This is a genomic window from Thalassoroseus sp. (assembly GCF_984380535.1).
This window is the reverse complement of sequence record NZ_CFHRBF010000028.1, coordinates 37,971-55,440: the sequence shown is the minus strand read 5'-3', so window position 1 is coordinate 55,440 and position 17,470 is coordinate 37,971. Positions and strand designations below refer to the sequence as shown.

Below are 17,470 nucleotides of genomic sequence, written 5' to 3'. Positions count from 1 at the left end.
GCGAGATAGGCATATCGGCACCGAAAGGAGGCTCGTGCAAGATGGATCGCCCTCACGTACACGGCCTCCGCATTGAGACTGTTGTCTACACACAACTTTCGACTGTCTGGGATGCGGATTGTGGTGATAATTGTCTTGAGGGAGTTTGGAGGCGATTTTTCTGAGGAGGGAGTCATGGTTCAGGGTATCGGGGAGGAGTTGCGGGGGGTGGATCTGGGGGATGAGCGGCTCAACCAGCGGAGCCTGCAGGTGATCGAGGCCCTGGCGGCCGATCCGCAGGCGAGTATCAACGGGGCGATGGCTGGCTGGGCGGAAACTCAGGCGGCGTATCGGTTCTTCAACAACCCCAACGTGACCCCCGAACGGATTCTGCAACCGCATCAGCAGGCAACTCTCAAACGGATTCGCACTCAGCCGGTGGTGCTGATCGCTCAGGACACGACCGAACTGGATTATTCAAGGCATCCGCCCCGGGATGCGGGGTGCTTAAATTCCCCTGGGCGGTTGGGAATGTATCATCACGTGCAACTGGCGATGACGACCGAGCAGTTGCCGCTCGGCGTGGTAGGCACGCAGAATTTCGATCGCCCGGCCGACTCGTTCGGTCAGCCGAAAAAACGCGTCCGCAGAAAGCATGAGCCGATCGAAGCGAAGGAAAGTTTCCGTTGGCTCGAAGGCTATCGGCGAGCCTGTGAGATCGCCGTAGCCTGTCCGGAGACTCAAATTGTCTCCATCGCCGACCGCGAAGCCGACATCTACGACATTTTTGTCGAAGCCCAGACGGCGGCCTTGGCGGGGCCCCGAGCTGATTATCTGATTCGAGCTCACGAGGACCGCAGCACTCCCGAACGCCATCGCGAGGCCAGTCGGCGAACCTATCACAAGGTGCTCGAAACCGTGCGACGCTCGCCGGTGCGAACCCGGCATGCCATCACGCTCAGCCGGACGCCCTTCCGCCACGCTCGGCCAGCGACGCTGGAGGTGCGGGCGCTCGAAGTCACCGTCAAGCCGCCCAATGCACGAGGGCATCTCCCGCAGATCCGGCACCACGTCGTGTTAGCCGAGGAAGTCGACGGGCCCCAAGATGGCACCGACGTGTCCTGGCTGTTGGTGACAACCCTGGCGATTGCCAACGCCGACGACTTGGTGCGTGTGCTGGAGCATTATGTAGCCCGCTGGAGCATCGAAGTGTATTTCCGGACGCTCAAAACCGGTTGTCACGTGGAAAAGTTGCAACTGGAAACCAAAGCTCGGCTTGAGAATTGTCTGGCGTTCTACAACGTGATCGCCTGGCGGGTGCTGTATCTGACGAGGCAAAACCGCACCCAGCCAAACCGCCCCTGCACGGACCTCTTCGCCGAGCACGAATGGAAACCCGTCTGGTGCGTGACGCGAAAAACTCCGTTGCCGAGGACCGCTCCGTCCCTCGGCGAGCGAATTGGGAGGATACAACAACCGCAGCCCCGAACGACCCGCCGGTCCCCAACCGATCTGGATCGGCCTCCGAAGAATGCTCGACTTCGCCACCGCCTGGATCACTTTCGGCCCCAACTCAAGTTGTGTGTAAACAACAGACCGCGGCCCAGAACGGGCCAACTGCCAAGACTGTCACGGCTGATGGCGATCGCCATCCATTTCGACCACGCTTTGGCATCGGGCCGCCTCCGATCGCAAGCCGACTTGGCGCGAGCCGGCCAAGTCACACGAGCACGTCTGAGCCAGATCATGAACCTCTGCAACCTCGCCCCCGATCTTCAAGAAGAGCTGCTTTTCCTAAAGTCCTTTTTCAACGGCCGAGCGCCCATCACCGAGCGTCAAATCCGCCCCATCGCTGCAGAGCCAAACTGGGAAAAGCAACGCTGGCGCTTTAAGAAGCTTGCGGGTACTGCCGGTCGTAGCGATCAGTGACAGCCTGAGGGTCCGATATCAACGAGCACGACTCCGTCATCGCCAACAATCATGGAAACGTTCGACACGCTGTAGCCAACGGCAATATGAACGTTGTCGGCGACTTCGATAATCTGTTCTTGGAACTGTTCGTTCTGCCGCATCAATCGCTCAGTGGCTGAATCCTGAGCAATTGCCGAAGGAGTGACGACAAGTAGCACGATCAGTGAGAGAGCATTTCGGTTTATGATTTGTTCCTTGGTTGCATTTCGTAGTCCTGTTGGTAAAGTTTTCTCAGTACGCGAGATGCAATTCCGAACCACTTTCGTGTTGTGTCCTATTTCTAGTTGTCACATTTTAGTTTTTTAGTTCTCGATTCGTTAAATCGTCCACTCGAAACCGGTTTCCTTTTTCGAGAGGTCCCAAAGCCGCTGCATGACCGGCTTAGAGTGCGCGTAGGGTTGCAGCGTGCCCTTGCCGACGGGACCGATCATCTCCATGAAACCGGTGGGACCGTAAAACGCCCGCTGCTCGAGACCGGTTTCCGTCGCGCACATCACTTCCGGGTAAGATCCCTTTTCCGCCGATTGAACCACCGGCGACACGGACATGAGACGAAACATCACCCTCGTCATCAGGTTGCCGCTGGTGGTGATGAGCGATGTCCGCGACGAACCGGGGTGGCAGACGTAGACCTTGACGTCCTTGTTTGCCGCTTCCAGACGATCCTGTAGCTCGTAAGCAAACATCATCTGTGCCAACTTGCTGTGACAATAGGTTCTGTTCTGGTGGTAGTTCTTGTCCCAGTTCATGTCGTCGAACTGGATCGTTTTGAGCCCCATCTTGTAGCCCAGGCTGCTGACCACAACGATGCGGCCTGTCGATTCCTCGATACGCTCGTAAAGCAGCCCGCAGAGGAGGAAGTGACCCTAGTGGTTTGTGCCGAGCTGGCTTTCGAAGCCGTCATCGGTGAACTGCTGCGTAGGCACCTGCGCGATGGCAGCGTTGCAAATCAACGCGTCGATTCGTGGGACTTTTTTCAGTACTTCCGCCGCCGCTTCTCGCACGGAATCTAGCGCCGCCAAGTCCATGCGAATAAAGGTCACCTCGGCGTCACTGCCAAATTCATCTTTCAATGTCGCGATGGCGGCGTTTGACCTGTCGGCGTTGCGATTCAACATCACGACGTTGGCACCTTTGGACAGGAACACTCGCGTCGCTTCGTATCCCGCACCGGCGTTGGCACCGGTGATGACATAAGTTTTTCCCTTGAGTGAGCCGAGACGCTCAGGCGTCCAGCCTCTTGATCCAATTTTGTTTTTGGCAGTCATTGTTAAAACTTTAACTCTTGTGGAGGCTAAATCTGGGCAATGCTAAGACGAGCAGCGGCGGGCGATAGGAAGGAATAGAGGACGGGAATGACGAACAACGTCAGCAGGGTGGCGAAGGTCAAGCCAAAGATCAGTAGCCAGGCCAGACCTTGCCAGAGTGGTCCACCGCCAAGTGCAAGAGGAACAAGTCCGCCAACGGTCGTCGCGGTTGTTAGAAAAATCGGCATCAGTCGTTGTCGTGCAGCGTCGATGATGGCAGCGTGATAAGCCTCGCGCGAAAGTGGCTGATCGGTCCCGGATGTTCGTTCTTTCATGACAATGTCAGCGAATTCTACGAACAGAATGGCTGAATTCAAAACGATTCCGAACAGCGCCAGTACGCCAAGTTGCGGCATGAATCCGAACGCGTTGCCAGTCACCCATAGCCCGAATAGTGCCCCCACCAACGCAAGCGGCAGCGTCACCATGATGATTGCAGTGCGGGCGAGGCTGTTGAACTGAAAGATCAGCAACAGAATGATGGCGATGAATGACATGCCAAACGAACGGAACATTTTCCACTGAGCCTTCATCGACTCTTCAAGAGCTCCTCCGATCTCGATGCGATATCCGGGAGGCAATTCGGCTTTCAGCTGTTGCATTGGCTCGGAGTTGAAGACGCGTGTCGTGATGTCGTTGCCTGACGCGCCATAGTTGATCCGTGATCGGACTTCGATCGTTCGATTTCCGTCGCGTCGATCAATCGTCTCTAGACGCCATTGCGGTTTCACGCTCGCGACGGCTGCCAACGATATCTTGCCGGCGCGGCTTTCGATGTGAGAGCTGTTGACATCGCCAAGCGACTGACGGCTTTCGGGATTCAACCGAAAGTAGACCGGGATTTGGCGGTCACTCTCGCGATACGTCGTCAGTAGCTTGCCGGAATAATAAGCATCCAGCGTTGAGGCAACTTCCGCGTTGCGAATCCCCGAAAGGCTGGCCCGATTGGAATCCACGTCGACGAACAACTGCTGGCCGGACACGCCCCACGAATCGTTGACATCCCACGTATCAGGCTCGGCTTCCACAATCGACTTGACGCGATTCGCGATGCGTCTGAGTTCGTTTGCGTCAGCGAGTCCGTTACCCATGACGCGTAACACGACAGGATCCGCCGGTGGTCCAAGCGCCAATTCAACGGGAACAACTCGTGCGCCGGCGATCGGCGCAAGCCCTAACGCTTCGTCTCCCTGTCTGGCAACCACACGCAGTTGTTCGGCGAAGTCGTGTGTGAATTCTCCTCTGGTTGTGTGGATTAATATCTCCGCGTAGTTCGGTTTCAGGGTCTCTGGTTCCCAGGCAAGGTACCAGCGCGATCCGCCTCCACCGATGATCGTTCGCATGTTGAGCAAGCGTTCGTGCGACTTTCCTTCAGCATCAACATGAGGACTGAGGGCACGGATCATTTCTTCGACTCGGCGAGCAACCTCGTTGGTTTGTTCGATCGAAGCCGACTCGGGCAGATAGATTTCAACGGCAAATTGGTCACGCTGCGTCAGTGGAAAGAACTCGCTCGAAACCGGAAGCTGAGTCGCCAGCAGCAACATGCTGATGGATGCGAAAATCGTGACAAAGCGATGACGCAGCGCCCATCCAACGGCGCTGGCGTAAAGTCGGTAGAAGCCACCGCGTTGTGATTCGGCTTGCTTCGACGCCTCACTTCCTTTTCTTCGAAGCTTTCGCCATGTGTTTCCTAGTCTGCTCATCAACCAGGGCAGTGGCGCAGTTGGGCGACTTAAGTCCTTGGGCGGTCGAATGAACCACGCGGCAAGAATGACGCAGAAAGTCATCGCCAGAACCCAACTGACGGCCAGCATGACTGACAGCGTGATCGGCAGGCTGTAAATGAATTCGCGATTGGCACCGTCCATCGCGATCAACATTGGGATGAAAGCGGCAACCGTCGTTGCGGTTCCGCTCAGCATCGACGGGCCAAGCATTTTCGCACCCGCAACCGACGCTTCGCGCGGGTTCATGCCGGCGATCTGGTTCGTGCGACTCTGATCACAGACCTGAACGGCATTGTCGACCAGCAATCCTAGCGAAATAATCATCGACGCCAGTGACATCTGTTCCAGTTGCACATCGAACAGAGTGATGATCGCCAGCGATGAAATCACAACGAATGGAATGTTGGCCGCCATGACGGCCGCTGTGCGAAAGCCCACGACCAGATACACTAGGACGACCACGACCAGAATTGCCTGAATGATGTTCACGCCGACTTCACGTATTCGTTGCTTCACGCTGTCGGACTGATCTGAGATGATCGACACCGCGAGATCGGGCGGCAGCACACCCGTGGTCTGCAATTGCGCGACGCTCTCTTTGGAACGGTCGCAAATGTCAATGATGTTTGCACCGGATTTCATCGACACCGCAAGCATGATGGCCGGCGTCTCAAACTCCGGCGTTCCGTAGCGGCAAATGCGCTGCGGCGGGTCGATGTAGCCGCGGCGAACGTTCAATCCCATGTTCTTGAGCTGAACCTGATTGACGCCTACATCGCTCGATTCGTTTCCAGTCGCCACGACACCGACGACCAACGAATCAAACGCCTCCACTGCGCTCACGTCTCCGCTGGGCTTGACGTAAAAGCGGCCATCTTCGCCGTCGATTCTTCCGCCTGGAGCAACAATGTTTTGCGACTGGGCGAGAGCTTCAATCTGAGCCGTCGTCAGGTCCAGTGTTGACCAGTTCCCTTCATCCGTCTCGATGTAGATGGCTTCTTCCTGAACTCCGAACCGACCGACCTGCGAAATGCCAGGCAGCAACCGCAGCGAATCACGAATTCGTTCTGAATACAAATCGAGTTGTCGCGGCGAGTAGGCGTACTTCGGATCAACGGTCGAGTCCCCATCGAGCGGGCGTTGGTGGACGGCATACAGCAGGACACTGGTGTCAGCAAATTCATCGAACAAAAACGGCGAGATGCTTTCGTCGGGCATCGGTACATTACGAATCCGGGCGCGGACGCGGTCCCAGGCGTCGTCCACTCTCGCGCCTGGCACGTTGTCTTCGAGTTCGACAAAGATGACGGACTGTTCGCTGCTGGACGTTGATCGTATCAAGCGGACTTCTTCCAACCCGTCGATCGCATCTTCCAGCGGATCGGTGACCAGTTTTTCGATTTGCTCCGCCGACGCACCTTGCCACCGAGTGGTCACAAGGGCGATTTTGAGCGTGAATTCAGGGTCTTCGCGACGCGGCATGGTGAAGTAACTGAGGCTGCCCCAGGCGACCAGCAACAGCACCAGCGTGATCGTGATCGTCGGGCGACGTACTGCGAATTCGGGAAGGTCTCTCATGGCTGGCCTCCTACAAGTGGCGAGACGACAACGCGATCTCCGTCGTTCAGGTAGTGCGTCCCTTCGACGATGACCAGCATTCCCTCACGCAACTCCTCAGGCGAAGTCGACGTGATCCGCAGCAAGACTGTTTGACCGAGGACCGATTCACCTTCGGCGATATCAACAAAGACGCGTCGCGCGGTCATGTGTCCCGCAGTTTCATCAATCACGTGGATGAAGGTCTGACCTTGTTCTTCGCGGACGGCCTTCATCGGAACGAAGTAACCACCGGTCGGTTCGTCGGGAGTCAGCGAAATCCTCGCGACATCGCCCGACCGCAAAAGCCAGCGTTGTTCGTCAAGCATGACCTGACAGCCGGCCCAGTTTTCCAAATCCGGACGTTGATTGACCGCGTCGCCGGACGGTGTTGAACCCTCCGACTTGAAGTCTAGTTTGCCGGTAATCAGGTCATGTTCGAGATCCATCTTCATTTTGGGATCGGTGAACTCGATCGCGACAAACTTCCATCGCCCGAGATAGGGGATCACGTCGCTGGTGATTCGCACGGGGACTTTAATCACCGAAAGCAAACGATCGCCCGGCGGGGACGGAGTTCCCCAGCGACGATTAGTCACTTTCCAGACAAACGTCTCGCCGTCGATCGTATGAACCGCTTCGCGAACGACAAGTTGTCGCCGGTCGCCGGTAATCATTGGGCCAATGTTTAACGGTGTGATTTGATCTGTCCATGCAATCGGTTCGTTGGTGTCTGGCGAGTTGTCCGCGGATTCGTCGATCTCGTTTCGCACGTGCATCGTCACCGTGAACGTTCTTGCTGCCGGGTCAGCCACAGTGTCGACCCGATAAACCATGCCACTCAGCTGTCGAGACGTTCCGCTGCCATCGGTGACGTGAACCGGCAACATGTCACCGCGACGGTAGCGGCGAGAGTCGTGGGCAGTGACTTCAAATTCGATGGTCATTGGATCCATCATCTGCACGGTCGCCACCGGATCGCCTTCTTTGACATAAGTGCCCGGAACCGCGTGGATCTGTGAAACCTGACCGGGAAACGGGCTGAACAGCACAGCGTTTCGGAGGCTGCGTTGGGCTTCAGAAAGCTGTTGCTGGGCCTGTAGGATCTGTGCTTCAAGAGCAAGCTGGCGGACTTTCGCCTGAGCCAACTCGGCATTGGAACTGGCCAATCGCGAGTTCGCGGTCGCCGCGTTGGTTCGCGCCGCGTCGAGTTCCGAGCGTGAAATTGCATTCCGGTTGGAAAGCTTCAACGCGCGGCTCAACTCGATGTCAGCGAGTTCGGCCTCGGCCTTTGCGGATTCGATCTGGGCGGGTAACTGCTGCTCAATGATCACCAGATTGGCATCGCGGTTCAGCTTCGCAACTTCGACGCTGGCTTGTGCCGATTCGACGGCAATTTTCAATTCTTCATCATCGAGACGGGCCAGCGGAGTCGCATCAGGTGCCTGTTCATCGGCCTCACTACCGATTTGTGGCGTCACCAGCTCGTTTGGTTCGATGACTTCGGCGACGCGTCCGGCAACCTCAAATCCGATCTGCTCGGATTTCCACGGCACAACGGAACCTGTGACGAACTGCGCGTTGGTCGGGGACGATCGCCGCAACACAGCGATCGCAACGGGCTTAGGAGGTTTTGCGGGCGAGACGGATTCGTCGTTCTTCTGAGTGCACCCGGTGATTGCAAGACCACATATGCACAAAGGTGCCAAGACGATAAAATGGTACTTCTGAAATCGCATAACTTGCTCTAAGCATAGGTCGCACAGGCAGCCTGTGCGACTTGAAGAAAGTAAACCGCACGGTATACTTTATATCATGTCAGAAAAAAGTAAACCGCAAAGTGTACTTTCTGAGCCAGAGCCCCGGGAGCGACTGACCGATCGTAAACGTGCGTCGATCGTGCAGGCGGCTGTCGAGGCGTTTCAGCAGTATGGCTATTTCGCTGCCAGCATGAACGGCATCGCTGAGGCCGCTTCGGTCAGTAAGCGGACGCTGTACAACCATTTTGACAGCAAGGAAGCTCTCTTCGACGCGATTCTTGAGGAGTTGAAGGTCCGCGTCGAACAACTTCCGAAGTGCGAGTTCGACGATTCGCGTGATCTTGTCGATCAGTTGACGGAACTTGCCCAATCCGAAATTGACTTTTTCACATCGGAAGATGTGCAGGCACTTTCCCGAGCCGGATTGTCCCGCGTGCTGGGCGAGCCGAATGCCGGTCAGCAAGTCGATCCGCGATTCTTTATCCGGCGAGTGACAACCTGGATGAAAAAGGCCCAGGCGTCAGGCTGTCTACTCGAAGCCGACGCGGAGTTCGCGGCGATGCAATTCGTCGGCCTGCTGCGGACGTTTGCATTCTGGCCAGCGATAGTCCACGGCGAACCCCCGCCCTCACGCCGCAAACGAAATCAGATTGTCGCACGCACGGTCGAGATGTTTCTCAGCAGATACGAAGTGGGCTAGAGTCTGACCAAGTGCAGCGAACTGAATGCTGAATTCGAGAGCCATGACGACAATCGAGGGTGCGATCTGGCCGAGTTTGTGTTTAGCTTTCACGTGATTAGCAGTTGCGCCCAGCATCAACAACACTACCCTCGCCGCATTGTTAGTCTCAGATAAGGTGCACCTGTTCTTCAGAAAGCGTCACCTTGGCGAAACAGGTTCAAATACTCGTTGTCTGCATGAGGGATCGTCCCCTTCAGGTTCAGTATCGAGTGTCGCAGTCCACGGATCGCCTGGTGGTACTGTTTCTCGGTCACATCTTCCGCGTCATATCGCTTCACAGCCTGAGCCAGACTTTGTTTTAATCTCGCATCAGACTTGCCCTGGCGTTTCAGTTCAGCCATACAGTCTCGACCCAACTCAATCAACGCGAACAAACCTGGCCGATATGCGAAACTGTCATTCATTGCCGCTGAATTCGAGCGGGCAGCAGAATCGTTTGAAGCGTTCAATGCGGAATCAACCAGGAATCCTTGGGCGTCGACGAGGCAGAAGACGGCATGCGTGGTGCCGGGCGGGACGGTCGCCTCGATGCGATTTCCGTTGATCTCTGCCGGTAGCTGAAACCACATTTCACGACGGCCGCCGGAGTAGTCAAAGGGGCCCCCATTGACCGTGTATAGCAGCGTGGCATCGGCAATCGGTGACTTGTTCATCCCGGTCTCCAAGGTAACCCAAACCTGAGAGCCGTCCTGCCCTCGCTGCACTACCGCCGGAACTTGATCCTGCCCGGGCAACGGTTTGGACGAGTTCGGGTTCTTGTACGGCAGCGTGACTCCCGCACTCTTGTTGAACGCATCCATTTCCGCCAACAACTCATTGGCCAGTTCCGGCATTGACTCGACCAGGTTGTTCTGTTCACCGATATCTGCGAAAGAGCCGTCGTCATGGTAGAGTCGGTACAGAGCAACGGTCGGAGATCTGTTGTAGCCCGGCGCCAGATTGCGATAGACCTTCCAGTTGCCTTTGCGCATCGCGCTGCTGGAGTGGGGACCGTTGGGATAGTAGAAGTGAATACTCTCTCGCTCGCTTCCATCGGCAAATCGAGCCACCGAGTCCTTGCCCTCCATCAACGGCAAGATGTTACAACCGTCTAGTTTTGGATTCTTGAACGGTTCAAGTCCGACCATGTCGACAAAAGTGGGGTAAAGATCGACCAGTGAAATCGGTGTTTCGCAAACCGTGTCCCTGGGAATGGTTGGCCCACTGACAATAAAAGGGACGCGTACGCCTCCTTCAGAGAGGTAGTGCTTGCCACCTCGCAGGGGCGAGTTGTCTGTGATGGGCTCACGGAGTCTTTCTCTCAAGCCACCGTTGTCTGAGCTAACGATGATGTACGTATTGTCGATCAGCTTGTGACCGGGATTGCGTGGGTCATCGGTTTCCTCCAGCGAGGTGATCACCTTGCCGATCATCCAATCGAGAGTGTCGACCATCGCCGCGTAATAGGGATTGACTTTGCCCTCGGCGCCAACGTTGTACAGGCCCGGATCCGTGGGGAACTCCTGCCCCATCTTTTTACAGTAGTACTCAAGAAGCTTGCGGTTGCGAGTCTGAATCGGGTAGTGCACGTAGTAAGTGCAATAGTTCAGGAAGAAGGGCTGATCGTGGTGCTTTTTCAGCCATTTCATCGCCACGTCCAGTGTCTTGTCGAAAGGCCGCCCGTCCTGATCCAACTGAAAGGGATCGTGGGGGCTGTTCGTCGCAAAAGCCGACAATCGATCCGGCTTCATGGCTTCAGCAAGACCATTGTGTTGAGTACGGATCTGTTTCCTAGGTCCCCAGATATCCGGATCCGGATAATAGATTGCCCGCTTATCGACGTCTTCGGTGTAACTCATGTCAAAGCCGTAGTTGCCCGGAAACGGATAGCCATTGCTGCGACCGCCCACATGCCATTTCCCAACATGCGCAGTCACATATCCGGCCTTCTTCAATTCCTTCGGAATCGTCATCTCGCTCAGCGGCAATCGGTAACGATAAAACGGCGTAATATAAGTGGGTGAGCTTTTCCCCCCTCCCGCATTGGGAACCTTGCCGCCCAAGACGTGATAAATCCCTGTATGGGCGGGATACATCCCGGAAATATAGGCGGCCCGTGAGGGCGCACACGTGGGAGCCGGAGCATAAGCCTGAACGAACTTGCGACCGTTCGCGGCCAACTTATCCAGATTTGGCGTCTCGAAGGGCGTATCACCGTCGACATCAAAGCAGACTGGATCCTGCCATCCGAAATCGTCCGTCAGGATATGCACGATATTCGGCTTGGGCCGTGCCTGCGAATCCTCAGCGATCGCAGTTTTCGCTGTGTGCAGCAACAGCATAGACATAAGGCCATACGCGAGCTTGCTTGAGAATGAACGCGCAAAACTATCAAGCATGGTCATTTTCATATCTTTTCTAAATCACTCCAAGCTGCGGTCGCAGTACATCATCGTGGGGTTGTGGGGAGGAATCCCTATCCAAGAGCTCCCCGGCAATTCTTTTGTTAAAAAGAACCGTTCAACGTTCCACAAAACCTTCGACATCGTCCAACACAGTCTTCCTTCTTTCGTCCGTGTCGCGGAGAGTCAACGCGACGTTATGGAATTCGATATTCCTGGCATGCCGAACGTAGGCTCCCCAAGCGGGCAATACGCTGAAGAAGAACTGCTCTGGATAGCGATCAATGTCTTCGGCCACCTCACGCTGTGCATCTTCCTTTGTACCGTGGCCGGGGTATGAGATTTCGACATTCTCCAAGACGACGTTTTCAACGTAGTGCCCTGGAATTCCCGTGATCATGATCGGACCTGCTTTCGACTTTTCGGAGTCGGTCACGCCGGGTGTCGTATCCACTTTAAGATTCTTATACGCCGCCCGAGTCGCTTTCATTCGATCCTCTATCGTTACCTCGGCAACCACATCGCTGATGCGAATGTTCTTCAAGGTTCCAACCGGTGACTTCCTACTGTCGCTATCGTACGAATTCCCCCGATCGCCTAACCGAAGGAATATCGGACAACCGACATCTTCCATCACGACTCGAGAGATTTCGATGTTCTCCAGGTGTCCGCCGTCTACCGACTGCAGCTTGATGGCCCCCATGGGGCAGTCAAAGAAATAACAATTGGTGACACGAACATCGATAAACCCACCTCGAGACGACGTTCCGAATTTCAATGCCGCCGTGTTGCTGTCGACCTTGCATCCACGCACGACAATGTTCCGACAAGCGTTCTTCGAGCTCTTCAGGCAAATCGCGTCATCCCCGGAACTGATGTCACAGTTTTCAATGAGGACGTTCTCACACCCATCGATGTCGAGTCCGTCATTGTTGTAATTGTTGTTGCGAAATCGGACGGTGACCGCATTGAAGCGAATGTTTTTACAGTCGATCAGGTGCAGTCCCCAGAAGGCTGGTCGCTTCCAGGTGAGCCCAGAGAACGTCAAGCCGTCGCAGTCAACCATGCGTAGCAGACGGGGACGAAAACCTCGGTTTCTGCCGCCTGATCTGAGTCGAGGGAAATTCTCAGGCGTCCCTCGACCATCGATGACGCCCATCCCCTCGATGGCGATGTTGCTCGCGCCCCTGGCATAAATCAAACAATGCGGCCCGCCTTCCCTGGGATCATCAACCCCTTCGGTCCGATAGTCGGATTCATTCGTGCTCCCCAGCAACTTGGCTCCATAGTCCAGCGAGAGCGTCACGTTGCTTTTCAGCTCGACCGTTCCGATTTGGAAGTCTCCCGGAGGCACGCGAACGATCCCACCGCCCGCACCATGACAAGCGTCAATGGAGTCCTGGATCGCTTTCGTGTCCATTGCGACGCCGTCCCCGATGGCGCCATGGCTTTTCACGTTGATTAACTTTGCGGTCGTCGTCCGTTCGCCGCTTTTCGCGGCGGCCTGTGTGTCACTTCCGAATGTCTGAGTCGACGCCAGCGGAATGATGATCGCCAGCAGTAGTGTTTGGATTCTGGTCTTCATTCTGCTTCTCAATTCGCGTTTCGTGATTCTGTTTGAACATGAAGTGCGGCTTCGGTAAAAGACTTCCCTCTGGCGACGACTTCCGGGTAACTGACAAGAAACTGGTTTTCGTCGATCAGGTTAATGAAGAAATGGGTGGTGCCCGTGGGAAGTTGAGACGTGAAGACATCCTTGCCTGCGGGCTTCATAATGACGCGAAACCACTCTTCGTATTCGTCGCCGGGGTTGAGGGTGTATATCAATTGGCATCGCTGCACCTTGGCACCGTTCTCTCGATATTCAACGCGCACGGTGCCGCCCTTTGATTGCACCTTGGTCACTGTGGGAACCAACTCTTTGTTCGGGAGATTTGTAATACATACCGGGCTGTAACTCGGGTAGCTCGCATCCATTTCGACCAAAAGCTCGGTAAGCATTTGATTTAGCTGGCGAGTCTTTTCCGACATCGTTGTGGCCAGGTTCTTTGCCTCTTCGAGATCGACTCGCCGCAGTTTGCCTGCGGTCGAATCGCTCAGTTGGTAAAGCTCGAACTGCGGCCTGCCATCGACCACCAAATGGTTGTAATTGCGGATCAACTTGTAGTCTCCAGCGATCAAGGTGCTCCGCATATCATTGCCATGGGGAAAGTGCCACATCATGGTCTCGCGCACCGAACCATCTGCGTGCTTGACGAGCGACGAGTCGGTCGGGTCACCGAGTAGCAGTGGAGCGAGATCACACCCGTCGAAATGCTTGTCTTCCGGCCATTTGGAATCGGTCAGCGACAGGATTGTCGGAAAGAAATCGAGGCCATTGGCAAGAACGTCGGTTTCCACGCCTTGCGGAATTCCAGGGCCGGCAATAAGCAATGGCACGCGAGTTCCGCCTTCTTTCGCAGAAGACTTACCGAGATCCAATGGTGTGTTGTCGGTGTACTTCGTGCTGCCACCATTGTCCGAGGTGAAGATGACATAGGTGTTCTCGCTCAACATGTGCCCCGGCCAACGTGGGTCCGGTGTGGTTTCCAAATAGGTGAAGATTTTCCCCATGTAATAATCGAGGGATTCAACCATGGCTCCGTAGAATGGATTCTTCTGACCCTTGCCAGGATTTCGCTTGTGGCTCGGCTCGACTCCCATACGTTCAGCGTACTTATTGAGTAGTGCTTCGGAGCGCGTGAGCACTGGCGAGTGGACCAGCCAGGTGCAGTAGTACAAGAAGAAGGGTTCCTGTTTGTTGTTCCGCAGAAAGTTCAGCGCATCTTCGCTATTTTGGTGGTAGGGAAAGCCATTCTCATCCAGTCGAAATGGATCATCTGCCGCAGTGGTGGCAAAACCTGTGAGCCGATTCTCCATCCCCTTGGTGCTGTGAGCTCCGCGATTCGAGCGGGTGTAATCGAAACCCACGTCACCCGGCTGCGGGAACGCATGATGACTGATTGCAATGTGCCATTTTCCGGCATGCCCCGTGGCATAGCCGTTTGCCTTCATTGCTTTCGCGAGGGTGAAGGTGCCTTCCGGCATACGTCCGCTATACCAGGGTTCCATCATTTTGCCCTTGGTCCCCCGCGCCGCTGGTGGTTTCCCACCCGTGACATGCGTTTTTTGGGCGCGTGCCGGGTGGTTGCCGCTCATGATCGCGCAGCGGGACGGCGAGCATGTCGGAGCAGGCGAATACGCTTGTCTGAACAGGACCGACTTCTTGGCAAACGCATCCAAGTATGGCGTATCATACGCGGAGGCCTCATCGACGTCGTAGCACTTTACATCCTGCCATCCGAGGTCGTCGGAAACGAGGAGCACGACATTGGGTTTCGGCGGGCGTTCGCTTTCCGCAGATTCCGCTGTAACTGCGCCGTATGAAATAAGTGTGGCGCAAACGAAGATGGTCTGTTTGTATTTCATAAAACGATTTCCAAGGGTCTGCATCAGTTGAGACGGCCAGATGCTTCTTGCTGCTCGATTCTTTGAAAGTTTCTTGTTGTCGCTATTTCTGTGATGCCGCGAGCTCCGTCTATCAAGGGCGTGAAGCCTCATAGACATCCACGATTTCGCGCTCGTCGAGCGAAGCATTCCAGATTGTCAGCTCATCCATTCGACCAACGAAGTTACGAATTGCCAGACTCTTCGGGCGTTTGGGGACGACCCAGTTCCCGATCTCGGCCATGCCAATTTGAATCGGTTGATCGACCCGAAACGGTTTGGAAAACACGCGTCTTCCATTGAATGAGTGAGTGACCGTTTGCGTCGCTCGGTCGTACGTCGAACAGACGTGATTCCAAACGCCTAGCTGTCGAGGCGTGAAGACCGGGGGAGAAACGTACCGCGCGTTCCGATGATCAGCCTGGGATATCCTGGCGCTGATCCGCAGATCACCCCGAGGGCCGCCGATTTGCCAGTGAAGGTGTCCCACTTCAAATCCATCGGTCAACAGCAATGACTGAAGCCGCGATGGAAGGGCATCAACCCTCACCCAGGCGGCGATGGTCAAAGAGTCAAATTTGCCGGGGACATCGATTCGCACTCGGTCGCCCGGACGTTTGAATTCCAAAGCTTGCTTGCCGGGCCATCGCCCTGTCGTCCACTCACAACCGACAATGGTTCCGTGAGCCTCTGACACACTGCCGTCAGGCAAAATGGCGTCTTCTGCCTGAAAGTCGTAGTGCGCGACGACTCGCGGATCATTACGCATTTGCTCATTTCGCCTACGCCAGTTTTCAAAGCGTTTTTCAGACGCTGATTGTTCTCGATCACGAATGGCTGCGAACGAAGTGAATGATTCAGGTATGGCGGCACGAGGCGTTTTCTTTCCTTCCGCTGACCACAGCATAGCGTTACCGCCCAGAAGGACCTCCTTGTGACTAGGCTCTCGTTTTCCGTCCGCTAGGTAGAGCTCGACTTCTCCCTCAAAGACGTGAACGTCGGAACGTCCATCGCTGGAGACATCAACGGCAAACTCTGTACCGAGATCCACCAGCTCAAACTTCGGAGTCAATACGCTGAAACCTGTTGCGTTCGGAGGCACATGCGACCTTAACTTGCCTTCGCGACAAACGACGCTTGCCACGGATTGAATTTCCAGATCCGCCGGACCTTCGACCAGCAACTGCACTCCGTTGTAGAACTCAATTTCTATCAACCCGCTCGCCAACTTCAGAGTGCCAGGCGATAGGATCCTTCCAGCGTGTGGCGGATCGTCACCGGGCCACCGTGCATCCACGACATGCGTCAGCACGGCCACTCCGTCATCGGACTCTTCGCTAGTCGGGTCAGAGCTTGCGACGCCCATACTCGGTCTCGGATGTTCAGCCTCACCAGGCGATGGATTCATCCAGCGGCCAACCCCCAATCCCAGGGCGACCAGCAAGGCCGCCGCCAGCGATACGAGAATGCCAACCATTGTCCGAGAAACACTCGAGGCACTCCGCCGTTTGTGACGCGAACTGGTTGCAGATGCCTCGGTTTTGACTGAAGACGCATGCAGAGTTTCATCAACCGCCAGCTGTGCATGGGTGTCCGCCATCTCAACGTATAGTTCGCGGGCCGCTTCATCCGATCTCATTCGCTCGGTCAGAACGTCGACCTGCTGGTCGCTGGCACGCCCACTCAGGTACAGGTCAATTAATTCGCCAAGGTCGCCGCTTGCTGGATTCATGCTTTGCCCTCGGCAGCCAGTTTGCCCTTGATACAGTCATGCAGACCACGCCGAATGCGTTGCAGAGACTTGTAGATGGCTTCAGTGTTTCGCCCAAGTTTGCGGCTCAACTCATCAATTGTCAGGCCATCAAAGTAATATGCCAGAACCAGGTCCTTCTGCCCTTCCCGCAGTCTCTCCAGGCAATCAGCGAGATGAACCCGACGGTCATCAAGTCTCTCGGTTGACCGTTCGCGGATCACCTGCAATTCATCCAGAACATCGTCTGGCAGCACCTTCTGGTAATTCGATTGCTTACGCAGGAACATGCGGGCCTCATTCAAAGCAAAACGGCAGGCCCAAGCCACGAAAGGTTTCTGTGGATCGTATTGATCGAATTTCTGCCAGAGCGCTGCGGCCGTTTCTTGAATTACATCCCGGGCATCAGCCACATTGGGTACAAACACCATGACGTATCTAACGAGCTCCCGCTCCGATTGCAGAAACAATCGAATAAATTGCTGTTGCGAGTGGCTCGCAAATTCTTCGTCTTCAGAAGGCATAATGCATGTACTCTGCAGCCCGGCCCAATTTCTGGACATCCTTTTTCACAGTTCTGGAAAATAGATGATGACTCCAGAATTAGCGAGGAACGACTCTCGCGAGCTGACGCGTGGTACAAAGACGTTGCCACAGCGCGCGGTACTAAAATGTGGCCACAACTGAAATTGCGTGAGTTCCGGTGGGCGTCCCGGTTTCAACTATGGAAAAGGAAAGCCACCGAGTTGATTTGGGAGCCTGAACGAT

The 17,470-nt window shown here is 55.4% G+C and carries 10 protein-coding genes and 1 pseudogene; 2 read left to right on the top strand and 9 right to left on the bottom strand.

Annotated features, from left to right (window positions below; translation table 11 throughout):
* Nucleotides 1-174: 174 nt before the first annotated feature.
* Nucleotides 175-1,908 carry an IS4 family transposase gene (locus AC5DDB_RS28315; protein WP_491743131.1) on the top strand — a complete coding sequence of 578 codons (1,734 nt, stop codon included), beginning with the start codon at nt 175-177 and terminating at the stop codon, nt 1,906-1,908.
* On the opposite strand, the gene AC5DDB_RS28310 is transcribed toward AC5DDB_RS28315, so the two are convergent.
* The 4 genes and pseudogenes from AC5DDB_RS28310 to AC5DDB_RS28295 all read right to left on the bottom strand — a co-directional run bounded on the left by AC5DDB_RS28310 (nt 1,902) and on the right by AC5DDB_RS28295 (nt 8,322).
* Entirely contained in the window at nt 1,902-2,051 is a 150-nt protein-coding gene (locus tag AC5DDB_RS28310) for a hypothetical protein (protein ID WP_491743130.1), read from the bottom strand. The two genes, AC5DDB_RS28315 and AC5DDB_RS28310, sit on opposite strands and share 7 nt — an antisense overlap.
* A 216-nt stretch (nt 2,052-2,267) precedes the next feature.
* A pseudogene (locus AC5DDB_RS28305) lies at nt 2,268-3,218 on the bottom strand (SDR family oxidoreductase).
* A gap of 26 nt (nt 3,219-3,244) precedes the next feature.
* Nucleotides 3,245-6,565 (bottom strand): efflux RND transporter permease subunit, encoded by a 3,321-nt coding sequence (locus AC5DDB_RS28300; protein ID WP_491743129.1) that lies wholly within the window; start codon nt 6,563-6,565, stop codon nt 3,245-3,247.
* A complete protein-coding gene (locus AC5DDB_RS28295) occupies nt 6,562-8,322 on the bottom strand; it encodes an efflux RND transporter periplasmic adaptor subunit (protein WP_491743128.1) in 1,761 nt (586 codons plus the stop codon). Before AC5DDB_RS28295 ends, AC5DDB_RS28300 begins: the two co-directional genes overlap by 4 nt.
* Nucleotides 8,323-8,398: 76 nt before the next feature.
* Here AC5DDB_RS28295 and AC5DDB_RS28290 point away from each other — a divergent pair, with 76 nt between their 5' ends.
* Entirely contained in the window at nt 8,399-9,043 is a 645-nt protein-coding gene (locus tag AC5DDB_RS28290; protein WP_491743127.1) for a TetR/AcrR family transcriptional regulator, read from the top strand.
* Nucleotides 9,044-9,213: 170 nt separating this feature from the next.
* Here AC5DDB_RS28290 and AC5DDB_RS28285 read toward each other — a convergent pair whose 3' ends face one another.
* From AC5DDB_RS28285 to AC5DDB_RS28265, 5 genes are all read right to left on the bottom strand, one after another.
* Nucleotides 9,214-11,469 (bottom strand): sulfatase, encoded by a 2,256-nt coding sequence (locus tag AC5DDB_RS28285; RefSeq protein WP_491743126.1) that lies wholly within the window; start codon nt 11,467-11,469, stop codon nt 9,214-9,216.
* Between the two features lie 115 nt (nt 11,470-11,584).
* The gene (locus tag AC5DDB_RS28280) at nt 11,585-13,051 is read right to left on the bottom strand and encodes a glycoside hydrolase family 28 protein (protein WP_491743125.1); all 1,467 of its coding nucleotides are present in this window, start codon (nt 13,049-13,051) and stop codon (nt 11,585-11,587) included.
* Between the two features lie 8 nt (nt 13,052-13,059).
* The gene (locus tag AC5DDB_RS28275; protein WP_491743124.1) at nt 13,060-15,102 is read right to left on the bottom strand and encodes a sulfatase; all 2,043 of its coding nucleotides are present in this window, start codon (nt 15,100-15,102) and stop codon (nt 13,060-13,062) included.
* Nucleotides 15,047-16,684, bottom strand: a complete 1,638-nt coding sequence (locus tag AC5DDB_RS28270; RefSeq protein ID WP_491743123.1) for a LamG-like jellyroll fold domain-containing protein — start codon at nt 16,682-16,684, stop codon at nt 15,047-15,049. Before AC5DDB_RS28270 ends, AC5DDB_RS28275 begins: the two co-directional genes overlap by 56 nt.
* Nucleotides 16,681-17,226, bottom strand: coding sequence for a sigma-70 family RNA polymerase sigma factor (locus AC5DDB_RS28265; protein WP_491743122.1), 546 nt, complete (start codon nt 17,224-17,226; stop codon nt 16,681-16,683). Before AC5DDB_RS28265 ends, AC5DDB_RS28270 begins: the two co-directional genes overlap by 4 nt.
* Between the last annotated feature and the right edge of the window lie 244 nt (nt 17,227-17,470).

Coding starts and splice junctions, on each gene's coding strand:
- AC5DDB_RS28290 (WP_491743127.1), top strand. CDS start 8,399: ATGTCAGAAAAAAGTAAACCGCAAAGTGTACTTTCTGAGCCAGAGCCC.
- AC5DDB_RS28295 (WP_491743128.1), bottom strand. CDS start 8,322: ATGCGATTTCAGAAGTACCATTTTATCGTCTTGGCACCTTTGTGCATA.
- AC5DDB_RS28315 (WP_491743131.1), top strand. CDS start 175: ATGGTTCAGGGTATCGGGGAGGAGTTGCGGGGGGTGGATCTGGGGGAT.
- AC5DDB_RS28285 (WP_491743126.1), bottom strand. CDS start 11,469: ATGACCATGCTTGATAGTTTTGCGCGTTCATTCTCAAGCAAGCTCGCG.
- AC5DDB_RS28310 (WP_491743130.1), bottom strand. CDS start 2,051: ATGCGGCAGAACGAACAGTTCCAAGAACAGATTATCGAAGTCGCCGAC.
- AC5DDB_RS28270 (WP_491743123.1), bottom strand. CDS start 16,684: ATGAATCCAGCAAGCGGCGACCTTGGCGAATTAATTGACCTGTACCTG.
- AC5DDB_RS28280 (WP_491743125.1), bottom strand. CDS start 13,051: ATGAAGACCAGAATCCAAACACTACTGCTGGCGATCATCATTCCGCTG.
- AC5DDB_RS28265 (WP_491743122.1), bottom strand. CDS start 17,226: ATGCCTTCTGAAGACGAAGAATTTGCGAGCCACTCGCAACAGCAATTT.
- AC5DDB_RS28275 (WP_491743124.1), bottom strand. CDS start 15,102: ATGCTTCGCTCGACGAGCGCGAAATCGTGGATGTCTATGAGGCTTCAC.
- AC5DDB_RS28300 (WP_491743129.1), bottom strand. CDS start 6,565: ATGAGAGACCTTCCCGAATTCGCAGTACGTCGCCCGACGATCACGATC.